Raw genomic sequence first — 18,728 nt, 5'->3', positions numbered from 1 at the left:
CGGCAAACATCCCCGGCCACCCCCCTTAAAAGGAGCAACCTATCCGATGGCTGGTTTTTAAACCGCCACGCTCAGCAAATCGCTGGCGTTCCATTGGCCTGGTTTGTCACCGCCCTCTACAGTCTTGCTGACGGTCGTTTCCTCGCGGCGCTTGCCGATGCCGTGGTATTGGCGATCAAGTGGGACTCGACGCCGACTCAGGCGGTCAGTTCAGCCGCATCATGGCTCAAATCCGATGGCGCTAATTTGGTCGGCGCGCTGTTCACAATGGTCGACACCTCGTCTCAGTCGGTGGGTGCCTATTACTATTATAATAAGAAATATTCTTCTTATTATAATAATGCCGAACCAGCCTAAGCGGCGTTTGACATTCAGAGGCAGCATTTGAATGTGGCAACGAGATTGAGAAAGCCAGCGCAGTTTCTTGCGAATTTGTCATATTGGGTGGCGATGCGGCGGAAATATTTGATCTTGCTAAAGAAGCGCTCGGTCAAGTTGCGGTCTTTGTAGATTGCAGCATCGAAGCTACGCCGACTGATGGTTATGGTTCGACGCAGGACGACCGGTTTTGCTCCTTCCGCTGCGATTGCGTCCATAGCGCATTGGCCATCGTAGCCCTTGTCGGCCAGCAAGTGGCCTGCCGTCAGACCTTCGAGCAGCCCCTCAATCTGGGTGATGTCATTACGTTCACTGCCGGTCAGAATGAAGCGGACGGGATTGGCGGCCGCATCGGTGGTGGCATGAACATTGGTGCTCAAGCCGCCTTTTGAGTACGCCTCCGATGGGGGCCGCCTTGTAAGATCGAGGGTGCCCGGCAATGATCAGTCGTATGATTGGTCATACTCACAGTGAGATAGTAAGCGCTAAAACACCCCCACTCGGCAGCATTCAGGCGGCGTGATCGATAATGGCGCTGGCAGCGGGGCGACTATCTACCCGGTTGTAGGGGAGCAGATCATTGATCGGATCTGCATCGCCGAGCAGGATGATGCGGGCGAGGACATCGGTTAGGTAAGCCTGGGGGTTGATGCCGCCCAGCTTGCAGGTTTCGATGAGGCTGGCGAAGGTCGCCCAGTTTTCGGCGCCCAGATCATGACCTGTGAACGGGGCATGTTTACGCTGGAGGGTAAGCGGCCTGATTGATCGCTCGATGGTGTCGTTGTCCAGCTCGATCCATTGATGGGTCACCCTGGATTTTTCGACGTCGATGATCGGCTGGCGCGGCTGAGCGGCCTGGGTGATCAACTTGAGGGTTTTGGCCGGGCGGTGGATTTCGAGATGTTCCGCTCGGACCTGGTCGCTACGCTGGGCTATGACGATGGCGCTCAGGGCGGCAGGCCGCCGTTCGATCCGGTCCTGATGTTCAAGATTTTGGTAATCCAGTCAGCGGACAACCTCTCGGATGAGCGGACCGAGTTCCTGATCAATGACCGGTTGTCGTTCATGCGCTTCCTGAACCTTGGCCTTTCGGACCGGGTGCCCGATGCCCGCAAGATCTGGTTATTTCGCGAGAAGCTCACTCGGGCTGGTGTAATCCACGCGCTGTTCGACCGCTTTGATGCAGCGCTGCGCGCGTCGGGCTATATCGCGATGAGCTAATGCACTAACAAACCAATCGGTCCACTCGGTGGGGGCAGATCAAAACTGGAGGGCTGGATGCACGAGACGCGCAGCAAGCTCTCGCCGAAGGCGCGACGCCTGGTTCAGGGCATATTGCAGCTTTGCGCCGCTATAGGCCTGCCCGCGACGGCCGAGAAGGTGGAACGCGAGCGGCAACGCGCCATTCTCGTCGGCCTTGGGTGCGAACGCTTGCAGGGCTATCTGCTGAGCCGACCTTTAAGTGCAGCCGCAGCGCGTGTTCTTGTAGCAAGCGCCAAGCGAGTGGCGCATCGGTAGCGTCTCAAGCGAGCGTTGCAGTCGCGAGCGAACGATAGGCCGATCGGGCGACCCATGCGTTCAATCCAGGATCATCTGCCGGGCGGCCGGAAAATTCGAGCCGCCGTCAGAACCTATTTGGAGATGGATAGATGGCTCAATATCCCGTTGATCGCCTGATCGTCATACCTGAGGATATCGATCTCGCCCGATCGCCGCTGCGATCGACGCTGGAGGCTGACACCTTCGTTCTGGGCGCATTTAATCCAGGCATGACGCGGCTTTCCAACGGCAATCTGCTGCTCATGGTGCGGATCGCCGAAGCGCTGTCCGCGCCGATCGAAGGCGACATGATCCGCGCGATCCGCTGGGAGGCGGGCCGCTATGTGCTGGACGCCTGGCCGCTTGACGCGGTCGATACTTCCGACCCACGCCAGTTCATGTTGAAGGGCCAACACTGGACCGTGAATGGTCTGACCTCCTTGTCCTGGCTGCTGCCGGTGGAACTGTCGCCCGACGGATTGGAGGTCGTCGCCTGGCATTATGACCGCGCTATAGCGCCTGCGGCGGACAACCAATGCTATGGCATCGAGGATGCCCGCATAAGCCGGATCGGTGGCCGATACTGGATGACGACCTGCTCGGTCAGCCCCGAGCGTCATGCAACGACCCTCTACACCTCCCGCGATGCGTTCGATTGGCATTGTGAGGGGCTCGTACTCGATCATCAGAACAAGGACATGCTGTTGTTCGAAGGACTGATCGCTGGTCGTTATTGGGCGCTCACGAGGCCATTGGGCTACCTGTATTTCGCCTACCCGCCCGGCAGCCCATGGCGCGCCGGGCCTTCCATCAACCTTGCGACATCGCCCGACGGACTGCACTGGAAGCCTCATGATCGACCCGGCATTCGCCCCCATGCCGATACCGAGGCGACAGCGCGCATCGGGGGCGGGGCGCCGCCGATCCTGACGGACGAAGGCTGGCTGAGCCTTTGGCATGGGGTCGAGCCCAATGATGGCGTTGGCATCTACCGCACCTACTGGTCTATCCTGGATCGCGACGATCCGAGCCAGGTCGTGCGGACCGACCACCGGCCTCTGCTCGAACCGGCGCCTTTGCTCACGCAGCCGCTGGCGCACCAGATATATCTGCACGATATCGTGTTCACCACAGGCATCGCCGACGCGGGCGATCACTATATCATAGCGTCCGGTGAAGCGGACCTCGCGTGCCGGATAACCCATATTCCACACGGCCGCTTCGGTGCATTCTGAAGTATTTATCAAGTTCGCATCAGGTTGAGTGTCTGCAACTAAAAACGTCTTTATGCGTTAAAATAGTTATCCGTGTCTTTCGCGCGCGGCGCGAAGCGGTCCAGCAGGATAACAGTTGATGAAGCATAGTCCTTTGGATTCGCTTGCCTCCGTTCCGGCGCCTCAGCATATCGCTCTTATCGGCAACTCAATGCCCCGTCGCTGTGGTATTGCGACTTTTACAACACACTGCCATGATGCTTTGCTTGCTGCTTTTCCTACCATGCGCATAGACAGCTATGCTATGGATGATGGTGCCGATGGGATCGTTTATCCTGACGGCATCCATGCAATCGTGAGAGACGATCGCGCGGCTTATGCCGAGGCCGCATGTCGGATCGAGGATAGCGGCGCGCAGGCGATCTGGCTCCAGCATGAGTTCGGGATATTTGGCGGCGCGGCGGGAGACATGATTCTGCACCTGCTTGAGCGGACCCGGTTGCCTCTGGTCCTCACGCTCCATACGATTTCCGAGAAAGCTAGCCCGGACGAGCACCGCGTCATGGCCGCCCTTCTGCGGCGGGCAAGCAAGGTCATGGTCATGGCGGGGCAGGGGCGAACCCTCCTGATTGAAACCTATGGGCTGGATGACGCCGCAATAGCAGTCATCCCCCATGGCGTGCCTGACCGGCCCTATGTCGATCCTCCCGCGATGAAGTCCAGCTTTGGCTGGGAAGGGCATCGGATCATCCTTACCTTCGGCCTGCTCGCGCCTGACAAGGGTATCGATCACATGATCCGGGCTATGCCCGCCATCGTCGAAGCGCATCCTGACGCGCTGTATGTCGTCTTGGGCGCGACCCACCCGAACCTTATTCGCGAGCGCGGAGAGAGCATGCGCGAGGGGCTCGCCGCGCTGGCGCAGGAGCTGGGCGTTGGCAATCAGGTTCGCTTCATCGACCGCTACGTCGAACAGGAGGAATTACTCGACACGCTTCAGGCGGCCGACATCTACGTCACCCCCTATGTCAATCCTGCGCAGATTGTTTCGGGCACGCTCAGCTACGCGATCGGCATGGGCAAGCCCGTGCTCTCGACACCCTATGTTCAGGCACAGGAAATCCTGTCGGAAGACCGCGGTGTCGTCGTGCCGTTCCAGGATGCGGGTGCCTTGTCCATGCAGATCATAGCCTTATTGTCGGACGAGGCGTTGTTGCGCGGCTATGCGGCGCGCGCCTATGCCTATGGGCGCAAGATGATCTGGAGCGAATTGGCGCGCAACGTCGGCAATCTGATGATCGCCGCCATCTTCGCGCATCCGGATCGCCAAAGCCCGCGCCGCAGCTATGCCGTCCTTCCGCCCGATCCTTCCGCCGTCCTGCGAATGAGCGATGCGACTGGCATATTTCAACATGGTATCCTCACCATCCCGGACCGTCGTCATGGCTATTGCATCGACGACAATGCCCGGGCTCTGATCCTGATGGCCCAGATTGAGTCTATGGACGAGGGTCTTCGGGACAAGTGGATGACCACTTATGCCAGCTTTGTTCAGCATGCCTGGAATCCGGATCGTGGCCGGTTCCGCAATTTCATGGGCTTCGACCGGCGCTGGTGCGAGGAAGAAGGATCTGAAGATAGCTGTGGACGCGCCCTATGGGCATTGGGTGTCACCGTGCGCGACGCCCCTTCTGCCGCGCATCGCGAATGGGCAGCGCATCTATTTGAAGCGGCCGTCGGTCCCATGGCTTCGGTCACCTCGCCGCGCGCGCAGGCCTTCGTCATTCTTGGCGCAGGTGCCATTTTAGATACCGATCCAGATCACAGTCGTATCTCTATCGTGATGGCAAGATTTGCCGATCATATTGCCGCGCTTCTCGACGCAGCCAGCCGTCCCGGCTGGACATGGTTCGAGAGGGTACTTGCCTATGACAATGCACGGCTGCCGGAAGCTCTGCTCGTCGCCGGGAGGCACCTTGGACGAGCGGACCTGATTGAACGCGGTTTGATTTCGCTGGAATGGATAGGCGACAGGCAGAGGACGCCCGAGGGCTATTTCCGTCCTGTGGGGTCGGAAAGTTTCGGCCGCAGTCACAAGCCACCCTTGCCCTACGACCAGCAGCCGCTGGAGGCACAGGCGACCATTGACGCCGCAGTCGCCGCGTGGGATGTCGATCCTGACAAAAGATGGGTAGTCCAGGCGGAAACCGCCTATCGCTGGTTCCTGGGCCAGAACGACCTGGACACCCCGCTCGCGACGCCCGCGGGTGGAGGCTGCTTTGACGGGCTGACCCCCCTTGGTCCCAATCGCAACCAGGGCGCGGAATCGCTTATCGCGCTGCAACTGGCATCCTGCGCCATGATGAGGCTTTCCCAACGCCTCGCGGACGTGGCACAAGGGGGAGCGACGGGCGTACCGATCGCTTTCGCCTGATCCGCTGGCCGCACAGGACATTGTTTTGCAGAAGATTGACGCGCTGCCACTTCGTTTGACAGCTGATGCGAAGCGTGTCGTCGTGCGACCCTTTCATCTTGGGTGGCAGACACAGGGTGGTGCGCCCAGCCGTACTCAGCGGATCACGGAGGCCGTCCTGATGCTCCCCGAAGCCGAGGTGAATGCGCAACTCACCCATGTCCTCATCGGGTTCGAAGCGCGCCATTGGCAGACCCGACGGGTGTTCATGACCCGCTTCGCCGAGATCGCCAGGCTGTTGAAACTGGACGACCGGGGTATCAGCGATGCGCGCTGCCAATTGATCGGCGCCTATTTCTGTCACGAATATAGCTATGCTGCTGCGGCCTTGATGAATCCCAGTGTCGTGCCCCATCCCGACCAGAGCGGGTTGGCAGAAGGCTGCCAGCGTATCGTCATTTCGCTGCGCGCCGTGGGCGAGGGCCATATCAGTTCGATCGCCTTTCGGGAGGGCATCATCTCGGAGCGCGGCGACTTGCAGTTGGCACCCGAACCGCCCTTTGCGACTGCGGCAGACGCGAAGGGCGACGAGGAACGTGAACAGTCCGGACCCGTGACGATCTTCCGCCACCCCGACAGCACATTATCAGGGACGGTGATATTTCCAATCACCGCCGCGCAGGCGAACGGTCTGGAAGATCTTCGCCTGGTTCGGTTCGTCCACGACGACGGGTCGGTCGAATGGCTCGGCACCTACACCGCCTATAATGGCCGACAAATCCAGTCGGAGATGATGCGCACAACCGATTTCCGAAGCTTCGGCATGTATCCGCTGACGGGCAGCGCAGCCCGCAACAAAGGCATGGCCTTGTTCCCGCGCAAAGTGAACGGCCGCTACATGATGATCGGTCGGCAGGATGGCGAGAATCTCTATCTGATCCAGTCTGACAGCCTGACGGATTGGGGCGAAGGAGAGAAAATCCTGATGCCGCACTATCTGTGGGAGCTTGTCCAGATCGGCAATTGCGGTTCGCCAATCGAGATTGATGAGGGCTGGTTGCTCCTGACCCACGGTGTCGGCGCGATGCGGGAATATTCCATCGGCGCAGTACTGCTCGATAAGACCGATCCCTCGAGAGTTCTGCGCCGTTCGGTCGATCCCATATTGGCTGCAATAGATAGCGAGCGGGAGGGCTATGTCCCCAATGTCGTCTATACCTGTGGGGCGACGCGCATTGGTAGGATGATCTTCCTGCCCTATGGCGTGGCCGACAGTTCGGTCGCGTTCGCGTTCATCCCGATCGCCGAGATGCTGTCCTTGATGAATTGACGGATGGCGGCGGCGAGGCAAATATCTTGGGCTGACGAATATTTCGTCTTTACCTGCGTTAGTCGGCCGGACGCCTCTGAATATCGAGACGATGTTGAACAAAACGATACGAACCTTTCCGGTGTCGCCGAAATCATTCCCTTGTTCGGCGAACTGGCCGATATGCTGCAAGACGCGGTCGCGGATGCTTCCATCGCGCCAATCGATGTGAAGATCACCGCCTTTACACTGGCTGGAGCGCTGGGATGAACCCAATGGCGCGCTATCCACGTCGCAAATCGCCGATGCTATGGTGGCTACCCTTATGGGCGGGTGCGATCCGTGCAGCGCCTGAACATATGACGGCGTCGCAATCGTTCAGTCTTTGCTACAGCCCCTCAGCCTCGACCCAATGGGCGCTGCTGATCTCGCGGGCGAGCGCCCAGACCTGTCGCCTGATGTCCGGCACGGCGACGATTTCCCAATGCGCGCCCCGCGTCATCGGCCCCACGACATGCAGCCGGGGCTGCGCGCGGCCGTCGGCGGCGATGGCATGGCATTGGCGATCGACGTCGATGCCGATGGCCAGCGGATCGGGCCGGATGTCGCCGCGGTCGAACAGGTTGCGCAGCAGCGGATCGGTCACGCGGCGCAAGTCGCCAAGCGGTCCGGTACAGTTGACCACCCGCGCCACGTTCAGTGTCTCGCTATCCATCGCGCCGCGCGGGCGCAGACCTACGATCAGGCCGTCGCCATCGGGGATCGCCGTCGTGACCTTCGCCGCGCGCACCGTCAGTCGCCCTTGCGCGCGCAGCCCATCCAGTCGCTCGGCGACCTGCGGCGCGACCCGGTGGCGATGCACGTCCCAATAGGGGCGCAGGTGACGCAGGAAACGGCTGCGTTCGGCAGCGCTCGCGGCGCGCCACATATCGGCGGAGAAGGGCCGCAATTCGTCCACCGCATTGCGCCAGCCGATTGCCGCCGCCCGTTCACGGACGCCGTGCAACAGCGCGGAAGCGGACCCGGCGGGCCGTTCGCGCCGCACGGCATAGGGCGGAGCGGGGGCATGGGCGTGCGGGGTGAGGCCACGGCGCGACAGAGCAATCATCTTGCCCCGGAACCCCGCGCTGTCGAGGCTCAGCGCACAATCGATGGCGGTCAATCCGCTGCCCAGCAGCAACAGCGTGTCGTCGCTCCCCAACGCCGCGCCGATGTCCGCCGCCCAGGGATCATCGACATAAGCGCGGCGATCGAGGCCGACGAAGGCCGGCAAGTCGTGCGGCGGCAGGTTGCCCGGCGCGATCACGGCGACGTCCGCCGCAAGGGGCGCGCCCGACCGCAGCGCAACGGAAGCGCCCTCATCCGCCACGACCAGGTCGATCGCTTCGTCACTCACAATACTGATTCGGTCACCCGCTGCTGCGCGCGCGGCATCCAGCATCGCGCATAGATAGGCGCCATAGTCGCGCCGGGTGGCGAAACTGCCTTCCTGGCCCAGCCCCTGCGCCGTCAGCCAGTCGACGAAATGGCCGGGCTGGTCGGGCAGCGCGCTCATATTGGCGGCGCGGACATTGAGGATATGGTCCGCCTGCGCCGCGCCATAGGCCAGGCCGCGGCCCAGCCGGTCGGGCCGCCGTTCGATCAGCGTCACCCGCACATTGCCGTGCCGCAACAGGTTGATCGCCAGCAGCACGCCGCTGAAGCCGCCGCCGATGATGGCGATATGATCGACCTTCAGCATGGATCAAGCATTTCTAATGGTTCGCTCAACATTGCTTGTGGGACATATCTCTACTGTTGAAATAGATAAAGAGATAAGTGCATCAATGGAAGGACGACCATGCGCCTGTTACGTTCCCTCGGCCCACGCTGGACGCGCTTGCGCAAAGTGGCGCGGCGCGAATTTCTGCGCGATCCCAATGTGATCCTGTTCGAACGCCGGGCTAATCCAGCGTCAGAAGGTGCGCATGGCCGTTGATCGGCTGTCGCGGCGGGCCTTCATCGGCACCGGAGCGGTGTCCTGCCTATTGTTGGCGGGATGCGGCGCGGCCGGGAGTGGTCGACCCAAATTGCGCGTGTCCGTAACCGGCAAGGGCGAGGGCGACACGCGCCTGCTGTTCAAGGCGGCCGGTATCAAGCCCGAAGGCTTCGACCTCGTTTATAGCGAGTTCCAGTCCGGCCATCTGGTCGTGGAGGCGCTCAACGGCGGCTCGCTCGACTATGGCGGGATGAGCGAAATCCCGCCGATCTTTGCGGCCGCCTCGACTATCCAGAGTTTCCGCCAGATCGCGGTCGCCCATGGCGACGTCAACAACCAGGTCGTGCTAGTGCCGAAGGGGTCCAAGGCGAAGACCATCGCCGATCTCAAAGGCAAGCGCGTGGGTTATGTCCGCGCCACCACCTCGCAATATTTCCTGATCCGCATGTTGGAGGAAGTCGGCCTCAGCTGGGACGACATCACCCCGGTCGCGATGGGCGTGTCCGATGGCGCGGCGGCCTTCTCGCAGGGCGCACTGGATGCCTGGGCGATCTACGGCTTCCCGATCCAGCGCGCCATGGCGACGGAGGGCGCGCGCATCCTCAAGACCGCCTATGGCATATTGTCGGGCAATTATCTGGTGTCGGCCCATGTCGATGCGCTGGCCGATCCCGACAAGGCCAGGCTGATCGGCGATTATCTGGCGCTGGTGCAGAAAGCCTATGGCTGGGCGGCTGCCCATCAGGATGAATGGGCGACGATCATCGCCCAGGATATCGGTGTTCCCCGCGACTATGTAGTCGATCAGTTCAAGCGCAAGAGCGCCACCTATGAACTGCGCCCGGTCACGGCTGCGGCGATCGCTTCGCAGCAACAGGTCGCGGATCTTTTCTATCGGCAGAAATTGCTGCCCAAGGCGGTCGATGTGCGCCCGCTATGGGATGCCCGTTTCAACGCCGACATTCCCAAGAGAGGCTGAACATCATGGCCACCCAGGCAATTCAACGCGACGACGCGCCAGCCGCTTCGGCCGGGTCCGTCAGTGCGGAGCAACTCGACCGGCTGACCCGGCGATTGGCCGAAACTGCGGAACATTATGACCGTAGCGGCGAATTTCCCCGCGCCAATTTTGACCTGCTCGCCAGCGAAGGGTTGATCGGCCTGACCGTGCCGCGCGATCTGGGCGGTCGCGGCGCGGGTCTCGGCGAAGCGATCCGCGTGCTGGCCGCGGTGGCGAAGGGGGAGCCGTCGACCGCGCTCATCCTGTTCATGACCTATCATTATCACGCCACTCCGGCGCGTGCGCGCAATTGGCCGCAGGCGATCTACGAGCGGCTGGCGCGCGATGCGGTGGCGGGCAGGGGCCTGATCGGCGGCCTGCGGGTGGAACCGGAACTGGGCACGCCGGTGCGCGGCGGCCTGCCCGCGACGGTCGCCCGACGCACCGCCGATGGCTGGGCGATCAGCGGCACGAAAATCTATTCGACCGGATCGACCGGGCTCGACTGGTTTTCGGTCTGGGCGAAGACGGATGAAACGGAACCGCGCGTCGGCAATTTCCTGGTCCGCGCCGATAGTGCCGGCATCGATATCGAGCCGGTCTGGGACCATCTGGGGATGCGCGCCACCGTCAGCCACGCGGTGCATTTCGCCGACACGCCGACGCCGCTCGACCATGCGGTCGATATTCGCCGCCCCGACCAATGGGCGGCCGGTGCCGGTGATCCCAGCCTCGCCATCTGGAATGCGCTGGCCATCTCGACCATCTATGACGGTGTCGCGCGGGCGGCGCGGGACTGGTTGCGTGCCTATCTCAACGACCGGGTGCCCACCAATCTGGGCGCTTCGCTCGCCACCCTGCCGCGCGTGCAGGAGAAATTCGGCGAGATCGAGACGCTGTTGCAGGTCAACCGCACCCTGATCCGCGATGCCGCCGCGCGTTATGATGCGGGCGATCCGCCCAGCGCGGTGGAGGTGAACAATATCAAATATCTCACGACCGGCAACGCCATTCGGGCGGTGGAGATCGGGCTGGAACTCACGGGCAATCCCGGCATCAGCCGGAAAAACCCGCTCGAACGCCATTATCGCGACGTGCTGTGCAGTCGCATCCACTCGCCGCAAACCGACACCATATTGATCGCCGCCGGTCGGGCGGCGCTTGGCAACTGACATGTCGCTCATCATTGCAAGCCAACTTGACGCAGATTTCAACCGCGGCCTTCGGCAGCATCCTATCGCGCCCATATTGATCGACGTCGAAGACGACGAACCGTGGAGCGCTGCGGCGGAGGCGGATCTACTGCTGGTGCGCCCTTCACCTGCCTGGCGCCAACGATCCGCTTCACGTCCACCCGTTTGGCCGGGGCGGCTGAAATGGGTGTATAGCGCATCGGCAGGGATCGATTTCTATCCCTCCTGGCTGCTCGACGCGCCGCTCGTCACTTGCGGCCGCGGCGTCGCATCGGACGAGATCGCCGATTATGTGATCGCCGCCATCTACGCCCATGCCAAGAATCTGGAGGCGATCACCGCCCGCTCGCGGGCGGAATGGATCAACGTGCCATTGGGCCGGGTATCGGGCACCACGATCGGCATCGTCGGCCTGGGCGCGATCGGGCAGGCGGTGGCGCGACGCGGCCTGGCGCTGGGCGCGCAGGTCGTCGGTCTGCGCCGCACCGGCGCCCAATCGGGAATCAGCGGCGTGGAGCATGTCGGCGATATCGAAACGCTGGTTGCGCGTGCGGACCATATCATCGTCGCCGTGCCGGCCACGCCGCAAACCTATCATCTGTTCGACGCGGCGCTGCTCGCCAAGGTCAAGCCCGGCGCTCATATCATCAACGTCGCGCGCGGATCGGTGATCGATCAGGACGCCTTGATCGACGCGCTGGATGGGGCCGGCGGTCCCGGCTTCGCGACGTTGGACGTCACCGATCCCGAACCCTTGCCCGAAGGCCATCTGCTCTACACCCATCCGCGCGTGCGATTGACGCCGCATGTTTCCAGCAATCACACGCTGGTGCGGCATCGGCTGCTGGAAAAAGTGCGTGACGACATCTCCCGCTTCGCCCGCGGCGAAGCGCCCAGCGACATCGTGGATCCTGTGCGCGGCTACTGACGGGCCGGGCGCGGGAACCGGTCAGAGCGCCTCGACCGTTTCCCGCGCCAGTTCGGCCAGTCTCTGCGCCGCCTTGTCCAATTTGTCGCCCGACCGCAGGATCGCCGCTACGCGCGGCAGGGGCGGCAGGCGCTCATGCTCCAGCGCCGCGCTGTTCTCCAGAAACAAATGGGTGCGGCAGGTGATGCCCAGGCCCGCACCGACGGCGGCCTTGAGCGTCGCAAGATTGGGCGTTTCCACCGTTATCCGCCATTGCAGCCCGGCATCTTCCAGCGCCCGGATCGCAGCCTCGCGGAAACGGCACGGCTCCTCCAGCACCGCCAGCGGGATCACTTCGCGATCGGCCAGCACCGTCTCGCCATACCAGCTCATCGGCGCGACCGTCACCGCATGGGCGTCATTGGGCGCGGCAAAGCCCAGCACGATGTCCAGTTCTCGCCGTTCTAGCAGCGCCTGCAATTCGGCGGTTCCAGCTACGCGCGCATAGATTTGCGCGTCGGGATGCAATTCGGAAAAGCGCGACAACAGGCCCGTCAGCAGCGTATCAGCGAAATCCTGCACCATGCCGATCCGCGCCGGTCCGGCAAAGCGCCCGGCGCTGACCGCGGCGACCGCCTCGTCATGCAGCAGCAGCACACGCCGCGCATAATCGAGCAGCACGGTCCCCGCTGACGTCAGGTTCAGCCGCCGCCCTTCGCGCAGGAACAGCGTCTGCTGCACCAGTTCCTCCAGCCGTTTGATCTGAAGGCTGAGCGCAGATTGCGTCACGAACACCTGTTCCGACGCATTCAGCATCGACCCGGTGTCGACGATGGCGACGAAGCTGCGCAGCAAATTGGTCGGTAGATTGACCGGCACGATGAACCCCTTGGATGGAAAGATGGGAAGCCGATCCGACGTCGGAAACGGAAGACCTGTTATTGCCGATGCCTATATATCAATCAAAATAGTAGAGATTTGTCCGGCCGAGGAAAAACTACGCCAGAATGAAAGGTGCCACGACAAACCGCCATATCGGCGCTGATCCGCCCCGCAATGGCGACGAAAGGCGACCTATGATGAACGCTGATAGGTCCGCCTAGAAAAACTTAATTGAATTGGTAGACAATTCATGTTGGGCTTGTCCGCAGTTACATAAAGGGCCGGACATGGCGGTTTTGACGATCAATGACACATCGCGGGCAAGGCGGAGCCGATCGGCTTCGGCACCGCGCCCCTTCTCGCTTTCGCGCTTCGGCGGCCGTTGGCTGTCGCCAGTCCTGCTGCTGCTGCTGTGGGAAGCGGGATCGCGCCTTGGCCTGATCCCCGAACGCACGCTGGCCGCACCGTCCGCCGTGCTGGGTACGCTATTGGAGATGGTGATTTCTGGCGAACTGCCCTCCAATCTCCTTGTGTCCTTCGCTCGCGTCGCCGTCGGCCTGCTGATCGGCGTGGGCCTGGGCCTTGGCCTCGGCCTCGTCGCAGGCCTGTCCCGGTCCGGCGAACTGGCGGTCGATCCGCTCATGCAGATCAAGCGCACCATACCCGCGCTGGCGCTCACCCCGCTCTTCATCGTCTGGTTCGGCATCGGCGAAACGCCCAAGGTCGCGCTCATCGCCTTCGGCACCATCTTCCCGGTCTATCTCAACCTCTACAGCGGCATCCGCAGCGTCGACCTGCGCCTGCTCGACGCGGCCAAAAGTTTCGGCCTGAGCCGTTGGGAGCAGATCTGGCATGTCATCCTGCCTTCGGCGCTGCCCTCGCTGCTGGTCGGGTTGCGCTACGCCCTGTCGGTGTCGATCCTGGTGCTGGTCGTCGCCGAACAAATCAACGCCTCGGCCGGCCTTGGCTATCTCATCAACAATGCTCGCGATTTCATGCGCACCGACATCATCGTCGTCTGCCTCATGGTCTACGCCATCCTCGGCCTTGGCGCCGACTGGCTGGTCCGCACGATCGAAGCCCGCGCCCTGATCTGGCGCCCCAGCATAGTGGAGCAATAAGCATGGACGCTCGCCTCGGTTTTTCCACGGTCGATAGCGCTGTTCATCAGCCTCATCCCGAGCCCGTCGTGCGCCTGCGCGACTTTACCCGGCGCTTCGGCGCGAACACAATCATCGACGGCCTCGACCTCGACATCGCGCCCGGCGAGTTCATCGCCCTGCTGGGCCGTTCGGGATCGGGCAAGACCACGCTACTGCGCACGCTGGCGGGCCTGGACGAAGTCCGCGACCAGGATGTGGAAGTCCCTGATTCCCGCGCCGTCGTCTTTCAGGACGCTCGGCTGCTCCCCTGGAAACCGGTCTGGAAGAATGTGGCGCTGGGGCTGAAGGGCGACAATGGCCGCGCCCGCGCCGAAGTCGCGCTCAAGGAAGTGGGCCTTGGCCATCGCCTTGACGCCTGGCCGCTGACCCTGTCGGGGGGCGAAGCGCAGCGCGTGGCGCTGGCTCGCGCACTTGTCCGCGAACCGCAACTGTTGCTGCTGGATGAACCCTTCGCCGCGCTCGACGCGCTGACCCGCTATCGGATGCACGATCTGGTGCTGTCGCTCTGGCGCAAGCACAAGCCCGCCGTCCTGATCGTGACCCATGATGTCGAGGAAGCGATTGCGCTGGCCGACCGCGTGCTGGTGCTCGACCGGGGTCGCATCGTCGCCGAAGAGCGCATCACCGCCCCGCGCGGCGAGCGCAGCAGCTTCGCGGGCCGCCTGCGTGAAAAGCTGCTCTCCCATCTGGGCGGCGACGATCATGACGATGGCGTCGTACCCTTCGCGGTCGCCGCCGAATGAACGCGCTCGCCGCCATCGAACGGCCGGTCGATACCGTGCCCGACACCAGCCGCCTGCGCGGCTTCGTCACGGCCTTTGCCGACCTGTTGGCCGCCACCCGCGACGAGCAGGCGATATTGGACAGCGGCCGCGCGCTGCTCAGCCGCCTGATCGCCGCCGACGACTGGCTGCCCGAAGCCTTCGCCCAGCCTCATCCCGATCGCTACCAGCAATATCTGCTTCACTGCGACAGCCGCGAGCGGTTTAGCGTCGTCAGCTTCGTCTGGGGACCAGGCCAGTCCACGCCCATTCACGATCACAGCGTCTGGGGTCTGGTCGGCGTCCTGCGCGGGATCGAAAAGGTCGAACGCTTCCGTCGCCTGCCAGGCGGCGCCCTGGTCGATCAGGGCGAGGAACTGCTGCACGAAGGCGAGGTTGACGCCGTCTCCCCCCGCATTGGCGATATCCATCGCGTCACCAATGGGCTCGCCGACCAGCCGTCCGTCAGCATCCATGTCTATGGCGCCAATATCGGGGCGGTCGAACGCGCGACCTACGCGCTCGACGGCACGCCCAAGACCTTCATTTCGGGTTACGCGAACAGCGTGATCCCCAACCTCTGGGACAGATCGAAAACCGCATGACTACGCAAACGCTGGACAAGATTCAGACCGCCACGCCGCAGGACATCCGCCACGCCCTGCTGGTCGGCAGCGAAATCGCCATCATCGACGTGCGCGAAGAACATGACTTTGCGCAGGGCCACCCGCTCTTCGCCGCACAAATCCCGCTGCGCCGCATCGACCAGGAAGCCCGCTGGCGCATCCCGCGCCTCGCCACGCCAATCATCGTCTATGACAATGGCGAAGGCTTCGCCCGCAAAGCGGCGATCCGCCTCGAAGCGCTAGGCTATAGTGATGTGCGCGAACTGGATGGCGGCCTGTCGGCATGGCGCGACGCGGGTTACGAACTCTTCGAGGACGTGAACAGCTACTCCAAGGCGTTCGGCGAACTGGTCGAACATCGCCGCGATACGCCTTCGCTGACCGCCGAAGATGTGCAGGCGTTGATCGATGAAAAGGCCGATATCAAAATTCTCGATGCCCGCCGCTACGAAGAATATCATACGATGAGCATCCCCACCGGGACCAGCGTGCCGGGGGCGGAACTGGCGTTGCGGGCGCGCACCATCGCGCCCGATCCCGACACCACGATCATCGTCAACTGCGCCGGCCGCACCCGGTCGATCATCGGCGCGCAATCGCTGGTCAATGCCGGCGTCCCCAACAAGGTATATGCGCTTCGCAACGGCACGATCGGCTGGACGCTGGCGGGCCAGCAACTGGAAACCGGCCAGACCCGCGCCGCGCCCGAAGTCGATGATGTCGCGATCGAGGAAGCCCGCATCCATGCCCGCGACGTCGCCTATCGCGCCGGCGTCAAGCGCATCGGCTGGGACGAATTGACCGCGTTTCAGGCCGATACGGCCCGCACCCTCTACCTTTACGACGTGCGCCAGCCGCGCGAATATGAAAGCGGCCATTTGCCCGGTTTCCGCAATGCGCAGGGCGGCCAGTTGGTGCAGGAAACCGATCACAACGCTCCGGTCCGCGGTGCCCGCATCGTCGTAACCGACAATGTCGGCCCGCGCGCGGACATGACCGCCTCCTGGCTCGCTCAACTGGGCTGGGACGTCTCCATCCTCGACGTCGACTGGTCGGCTGTCACTCTGGAAACCGGACCGGACGGCGCGCCTGCGGCACGCGGGCCGGAGGGCCGCTACAAGCGCCCCTATGAAGGCACGGACAATAAGGCCGCCGCCATGCAGGCCTATCTCGACTGGGAATATGGCCTCGTCGCTCAGTTGGAGCGCGACGGCACCCACGGCTTCATAGTCATCTAAAGATCGGGAGACATTATATGAGCGTCAAGTTCATCGGCTATATCGGCTTCAACAACGGTTCTGAAACGCAGGCGGCGGTGCGCAGCCGCGCGCTGGATACCGACTATGTCAACGCCGCGGCCAGAGCGCAGGAAGAGGGCGGCTTCGACCGCGTTCTCATCCCCTTCGGCTCCAACAGCCCGGAAAGCCAGATCGTCGCAGCCCATGCCGCCGCGATCACGACGAAGCTCGGCTTTCTGGTCGCGCACCGCCCCGGCTTCACCCAGCCGACCGTGGCGGCCCGCCAACTCGCCACGCTGGATCAACTGTCGGGCGGCCGGGTCGCGGTCCACATCATCACCGGCGGTGCGGACGAGGAAATGGCCCGCGATGGCGACACCAAAACGGTGAAGGCCGAACGCTATGCCCGCACCGACGAATATCTGACCATTCTGCGTCAGGAATGGACGGAGGCCAAACCTTTCGACCATCAGGGCAAATATTACGACATTCGTCAGGCCTATAGCGCGATCAAGCCCGACAATCTGCCGGTCTTCTTCGGCGGATCGTCGGACGAGGCGATCGACGTCGCTGGTCGCCATGCCGATGTCTATGCGCTATGGGGCGAAACGCTCGAAGCGGTGCAGGACACGGTGCGCGCCGTGCGCAAATCGGCGGCGCGCTATGGCCGTAATCCCGGCTTCTCGCTGTCGCTCCGCCCCGTCATCGCCGATACCGAGGAAGCCGCCTGGAAGCGCGCGAACGAGATTGAGGAGGAGGTGCGCGACAATCGCGTCGCCGCTGGCCTGCCCATCACCGGCCATCGCCCGCCCAATGCCGGCTCGCTTCGCCTGCTCGACACCGCCAGCAGCAACAGGCGCGACGGCCGCCTGTGGACCGGCGTCGCGGCGCTGACAGGCGCGGCCGGTAACAGCACCGGCCTGGTCGGCACGCCCGAACAGGTGGCCGACGCCATGCTCGATTATTATGATATCGGCATCGACCATTTCCTGATCCGCGGCTTCGATCCGCTGGGTGATTCCATCCTCTATGGCCGCGAACTGCTGCCGGTCGTGCGTCGCAAGGTCGCCGAGCGCGAGGTGGCCGGCCTCGCACTGGCGGGCTGATCCATGTCCAAGAAAAACGTCGCCATCCTGTCGGCGTCCCTTGTCGCGGTGGCGGGCATAGCGCTCGCCGCCGTGACTTTTAAGCGGAGCGACGACAAGGTCTTGCACGTCGCCAATCAGAAGGGGCAGGTCAAATCCATGATGGTCGCATCGGGGGTGCTGGAAGGCGCGCCTTATACGGTCGAATGGTCGGAATTTCCCGCCGCCCAGCCTTTGCTGGAAGCGGTCGGCGGCGGCGCGGCTGATCTGGGCCTTGCCGCCGATGCGCCGTTCATCTTCGCTTACCAGAGCGGCAGCCCGGTCAAGGCTATCGCCGTGCAGGCACCAGCCAACCAGGCAAGCGATGCGCTAGCCATATTAGTCAAGAATGGATCGCCGCTGAAAAGCGCGCAGGACTTGGTCGGCAAGTCCGTCGCCACCACCCGCGGCTCGATCGGCCATCATCTGCTGCTTCAGGCGCTGGAGCGCGCCCACATCCCGGCGGACAAGGTTCGCGTCACCTTCCTGCCGCCGGGCGACGCCAAGGCCGCGTTCGACAGCGGCGCGATCGACGCCTGGGCGACATGGACGCCCTATACCAATGTCGCGATCAAGGAAGGGGCGCGCGCTATGGTTGATGCGAAAGACTATGGCCTGCCGCTCTATATCGACATCGCCAACGCCGATTCCATCGATCCCAAACGCGCTATGCTGGCCGATTTCCTCCAGCGGGAAGCCAGAGCGGTCGCCTGGGCGCGGGCGCACCCCGATCAGTTTGCGCAAGTGCTGTCGAGGGAGACGGGCCTGCCGCTGGACATCGCCCGCGCCAGCTTCGACCGCAGCAACCGGATCGCGCAGCCGATCGATGCCAAGATCATCGCCCACGAGCAAGCGATCACCGCTCGGTTTCAGAAGGCCGGCCTTATCGACGGCCAGCGCGACGTCGCGAACGCCTTCGATTCCAGCTTCGTCAAAGCTCAATGAAACAATAAGTTTGTCAGCGGAAAGACGATCTAAAGTTTAGTTTTAATCATAGATATGT

The 18,728-nt window shown here is 62.9% G+C and carries 18 protein-coding genes and 2 pseudogenes; 16 read left to right on the top strand and 4 right to left on the bottom strand.

Annotated features, from left to right (window positions below; translation table 11 throughout):
* A pseudogene (locus tag HHL08_RS23305) lies at positions 1–357 on the top strand (hypothetical protein); the annotation flags it as partial.
* A gap of 14 nt (positions 358–371) precedes the next feature.
* Here the strand turns inward: HHL08_RS23305 and HHL08_RS23300 are convergent.
* Positions 372–758 (bottom strand): transposase, encoded by a 387-nt coding sequence (locus HHL08_RS23300; RefSeq protein ID WP_169575310.1) that lies wholly within the window; start codon positions 756–758, stop codon positions 372–374.
* Between the two features lie 130 nt (positions 759–888).
* Entirely contained in the window at positions 889–1,314 is a 426-nt protein-coding gene (locus HHL08_RS25795; protein ID WP_328804748.1) for a transposase domain-containing protein, read from the bottom strand.
* On the opposite strand from HHL08_RS25795, the pseudogene HHL08_RS23290 reads away from it, so the two are divergent.
* The 6 genes and pseudogenes from HHL08_RS23290 to HHL08_RS23265 all read left to right on the top strand — a co-directional run.
* Positions 1,216–1,593, top strand: a pseudogene (locus HHL08_RS23290) (transposase); the annotation flags it as partial. The gene HHL08_RS25795 and the pseudogene HHL08_RS23290 overlap by 99 nt on opposite strands.
* A gap of 63 nt (positions 1,594–1,656) precedes the next feature.
* Complete coding sequence (locus HHL08_RS23285) at positions 1,657–1,896, top strand: EAL domain-containing protein (RefSeq protein ID WP_169575309.1); 240 nt, start codon at positions 1,657–1,659, stop codon at positions 1,894–1,896.
* A 131-nt stretch (positions 1,897–2,027) separates the two neighbouring features.
* Complete coding sequence (locus HHL08_RS23280) at positions 2,028–3,152, top strand: glycoside hydrolase family 130 protein (protein ID WP_169575308.1); 1,125 nt, start codon at positions 2,028–2,030, stop codon at positions 3,150–3,152.
* A 262-nt stretch (positions 3,153–3,414) separates the two neighbouring features.
* A complete protein-coding gene (locus HHL08_RS23275; protein ID WP_328804746.1) occupies positions 3,415–5,565 on the top strand; it encodes a glycosyltransferase family 4 protein in 2,151 nt (716 codons plus the stop codon).
* Between the two features lie 160 nt (positions 5,566–5,725).
* Complete coding sequence (locus HHL08_RS23270) at positions 5,726–6,874, top strand: glycoside hydrolase family 130 protein (protein WP_235955269.1); 1,149 nt, start codon at positions 5,726–5,728, stop codon at positions 6,872–6,874.
* A gap of 3 nt (positions 6,875–6,877) precedes the next feature.
* Complete coding sequence (locus HHL08_RS23265) at positions 6,878–7,123, top strand: hypothetical protein (protein WP_169575305.1); 246 nt, start codon at positions 6,878–6,880, stop codon at positions 7,121–7,123.
* 118 nt (positions 7,124–7,241) lie between these two features.
* Here the strand turns inward: HHL08_RS23265 and HHL08_RS23260 are convergent, their stop codons facing one another.
* On the bottom strand, positions 7,242–8,594 hold the full coding sequence (locus tag HHL08_RS23260; protein WP_169575304.1) for an FAD/NAD(P)-binding protein: 1,353 nt from the start codon (positions 8,592–8,594) through the stop codon (positions 7,242–7,244).
* Positions 8,595–8,820: 226 nt separating this feature from the next.
* Here HHL08_RS23260 and HHL08_RS23255 point away from each other — a divergent pair, with 226 nt between their 5' ends.
* Genes HHL08_RS23255 through HHL08_RS23245 form a run of 3 tightly spaced genes read left to right on the top strand, consistent with a single transcriptional unit; the run spans position 8,821 to position 11,952 of the window.
* Positions 8,821–9,810 (top strand): ABC transporter substrate-binding protein, encoded by a 990-nt coding sequence (locus tag HHL08_RS23255; RefSeq protein ID WP_169575303.1) that lies wholly within the window; start codon positions 8,821–8,823, stop codon positions 9,808–9,810.
* Between the two features lie 5 nt (positions 9,811–9,815).
* Positions 9,816–11,003: an acyl-CoA dehydrogenase family protein gene (locus HHL08_RS23250; protein WP_169575302.1), complete on the top strand. Its 1,188-nt coding sequence runs from the start codon at positions 9,816–9,818 to the stop codon at positions 11,001–11,003.
* A gap of 1 nt (position 11,004) precedes the next feature.
* The gene (locus HHL08_RS23245) at positions 11,005–11,952 is read left to right on the top strand and encodes a D-isomer specific 2-hydroxyacid dehydrogenase family protein (RefSeq protein ID WP_169575301.1); all 948 of its coding nucleotides are present in this window, start codon (positions 11,005–11,007) and stop codon (positions 11,950–11,952) included.
* A 21-nt stretch (positions 11,953–11,973) separates the two neighbouring features.
* On the opposite strand, the gene HHL08_RS23240 is transcribed toward HHL08_RS23245, so the two are convergent.
* Positions 11,974–12,810 (bottom strand): LysR substrate-binding domain-containing protein, encoded by an 837-nt coding sequence (locus tag HHL08_RS23240; protein ID WP_169575300.1) that lies wholly within the window; start codon positions 12,808–12,810, stop codon positions 11,974–11,976.
* A gap of 290 nt (positions 12,811–13,100) precedes the next feature.
* On the opposite strand from HHL08_RS23240, the gene HHL08_RS23235 reads away from it, so the two are divergent.
* From HHL08_RS23235 to HHL08_RS23210, 6 genes are read left to right on the top strand one after another with little or no spacing between them, the layout of a single operon-like run.
* The gene (locus HHL08_RS23235; RefSeq protein WP_169575299.1) at positions 13,101–13,934 is read left to right on the top strand and encodes an ABC transporter permease; all 834 of its coding nucleotides are present in this window, start codon (positions 13,101–13,103) and stop codon (positions 13,932–13,934) included.
* A gap of 2 nt (positions 13,935–13,936) precedes the next feature.
* Positions 13,937–14,719: an ABC transporter ATP-binding protein gene (locus tag HHL08_RS23230; protein ID WP_169575298.1), complete on the top strand. Its 783-nt coding sequence runs from the start codon at positions 13,937–13,939 to the stop codon at positions 14,717–14,719.
* Entirely contained in the window at positions 14,716–15,342 is a 627-nt protein-coding gene (locus HHL08_RS23225; protein ID WP_169575297.1) for a cysteine dioxygenase family protein, read from the top strand. The genes HHL08_RS23230 and HHL08_RS23225 overlap by 4 nt, the downstream gene beginning before the upstream one ends.
* Positions 15,339–16,601 (top strand): rhodanese-like domain-containing protein, encoded by a 1,263-nt coding sequence (locus HHL08_RS23220; protein WP_169575296.1) that lies wholly within the window; start codon positions 15,339–15,341, stop codon positions 16,599–16,601. The genes HHL08_RS23225 and HHL08_RS23220 overlap by 4 nt, the downstream gene beginning before the upstream one ends.
* Positions 16,602–16,618: 17 nt before the next feature.
* Positions 16,619–17,707 carry an LLM class flavin-dependent oxidoreductase gene (locus tag HHL08_RS23215; RefSeq protein WP_169575295.1) on the top strand — a complete coding sequence of 363 codons (1,089 nt, stop codon included), beginning with the start codon at positions 16,619–16,621 and terminating at the stop codon, positions 17,705–17,707.
* A gap of 3 nt (positions 17,708–17,710) precedes the next feature.
* Positions 17,711–18,670 (top strand): aliphatic sulfonate ABC transporter substrate-binding protein, encoded by a 960-nt coding sequence (locus HHL08_RS23210; protein WP_169575294.1) that lies wholly within the window; start codon positions 17,711–17,713, stop codon positions 18,668–18,670.
* Positions 18,671–18,728 lie beyond the last annotated feature (58 nt).

It is taken from the genome of Sphingobium psychrophilum (genome assembly GCF_012927105.1).
In the GTDB taxonomy this organism is placed as follows: Bacteria; Pseudomonadota; Alphaproteobacteria; order Sphingomonadales; family Sphingomonadaceae; genus Sphingobium; species Sphingobium psychrophilum.
This window is presented reverse-complemented; position numbering and strand designations above follow the sequence as displayed.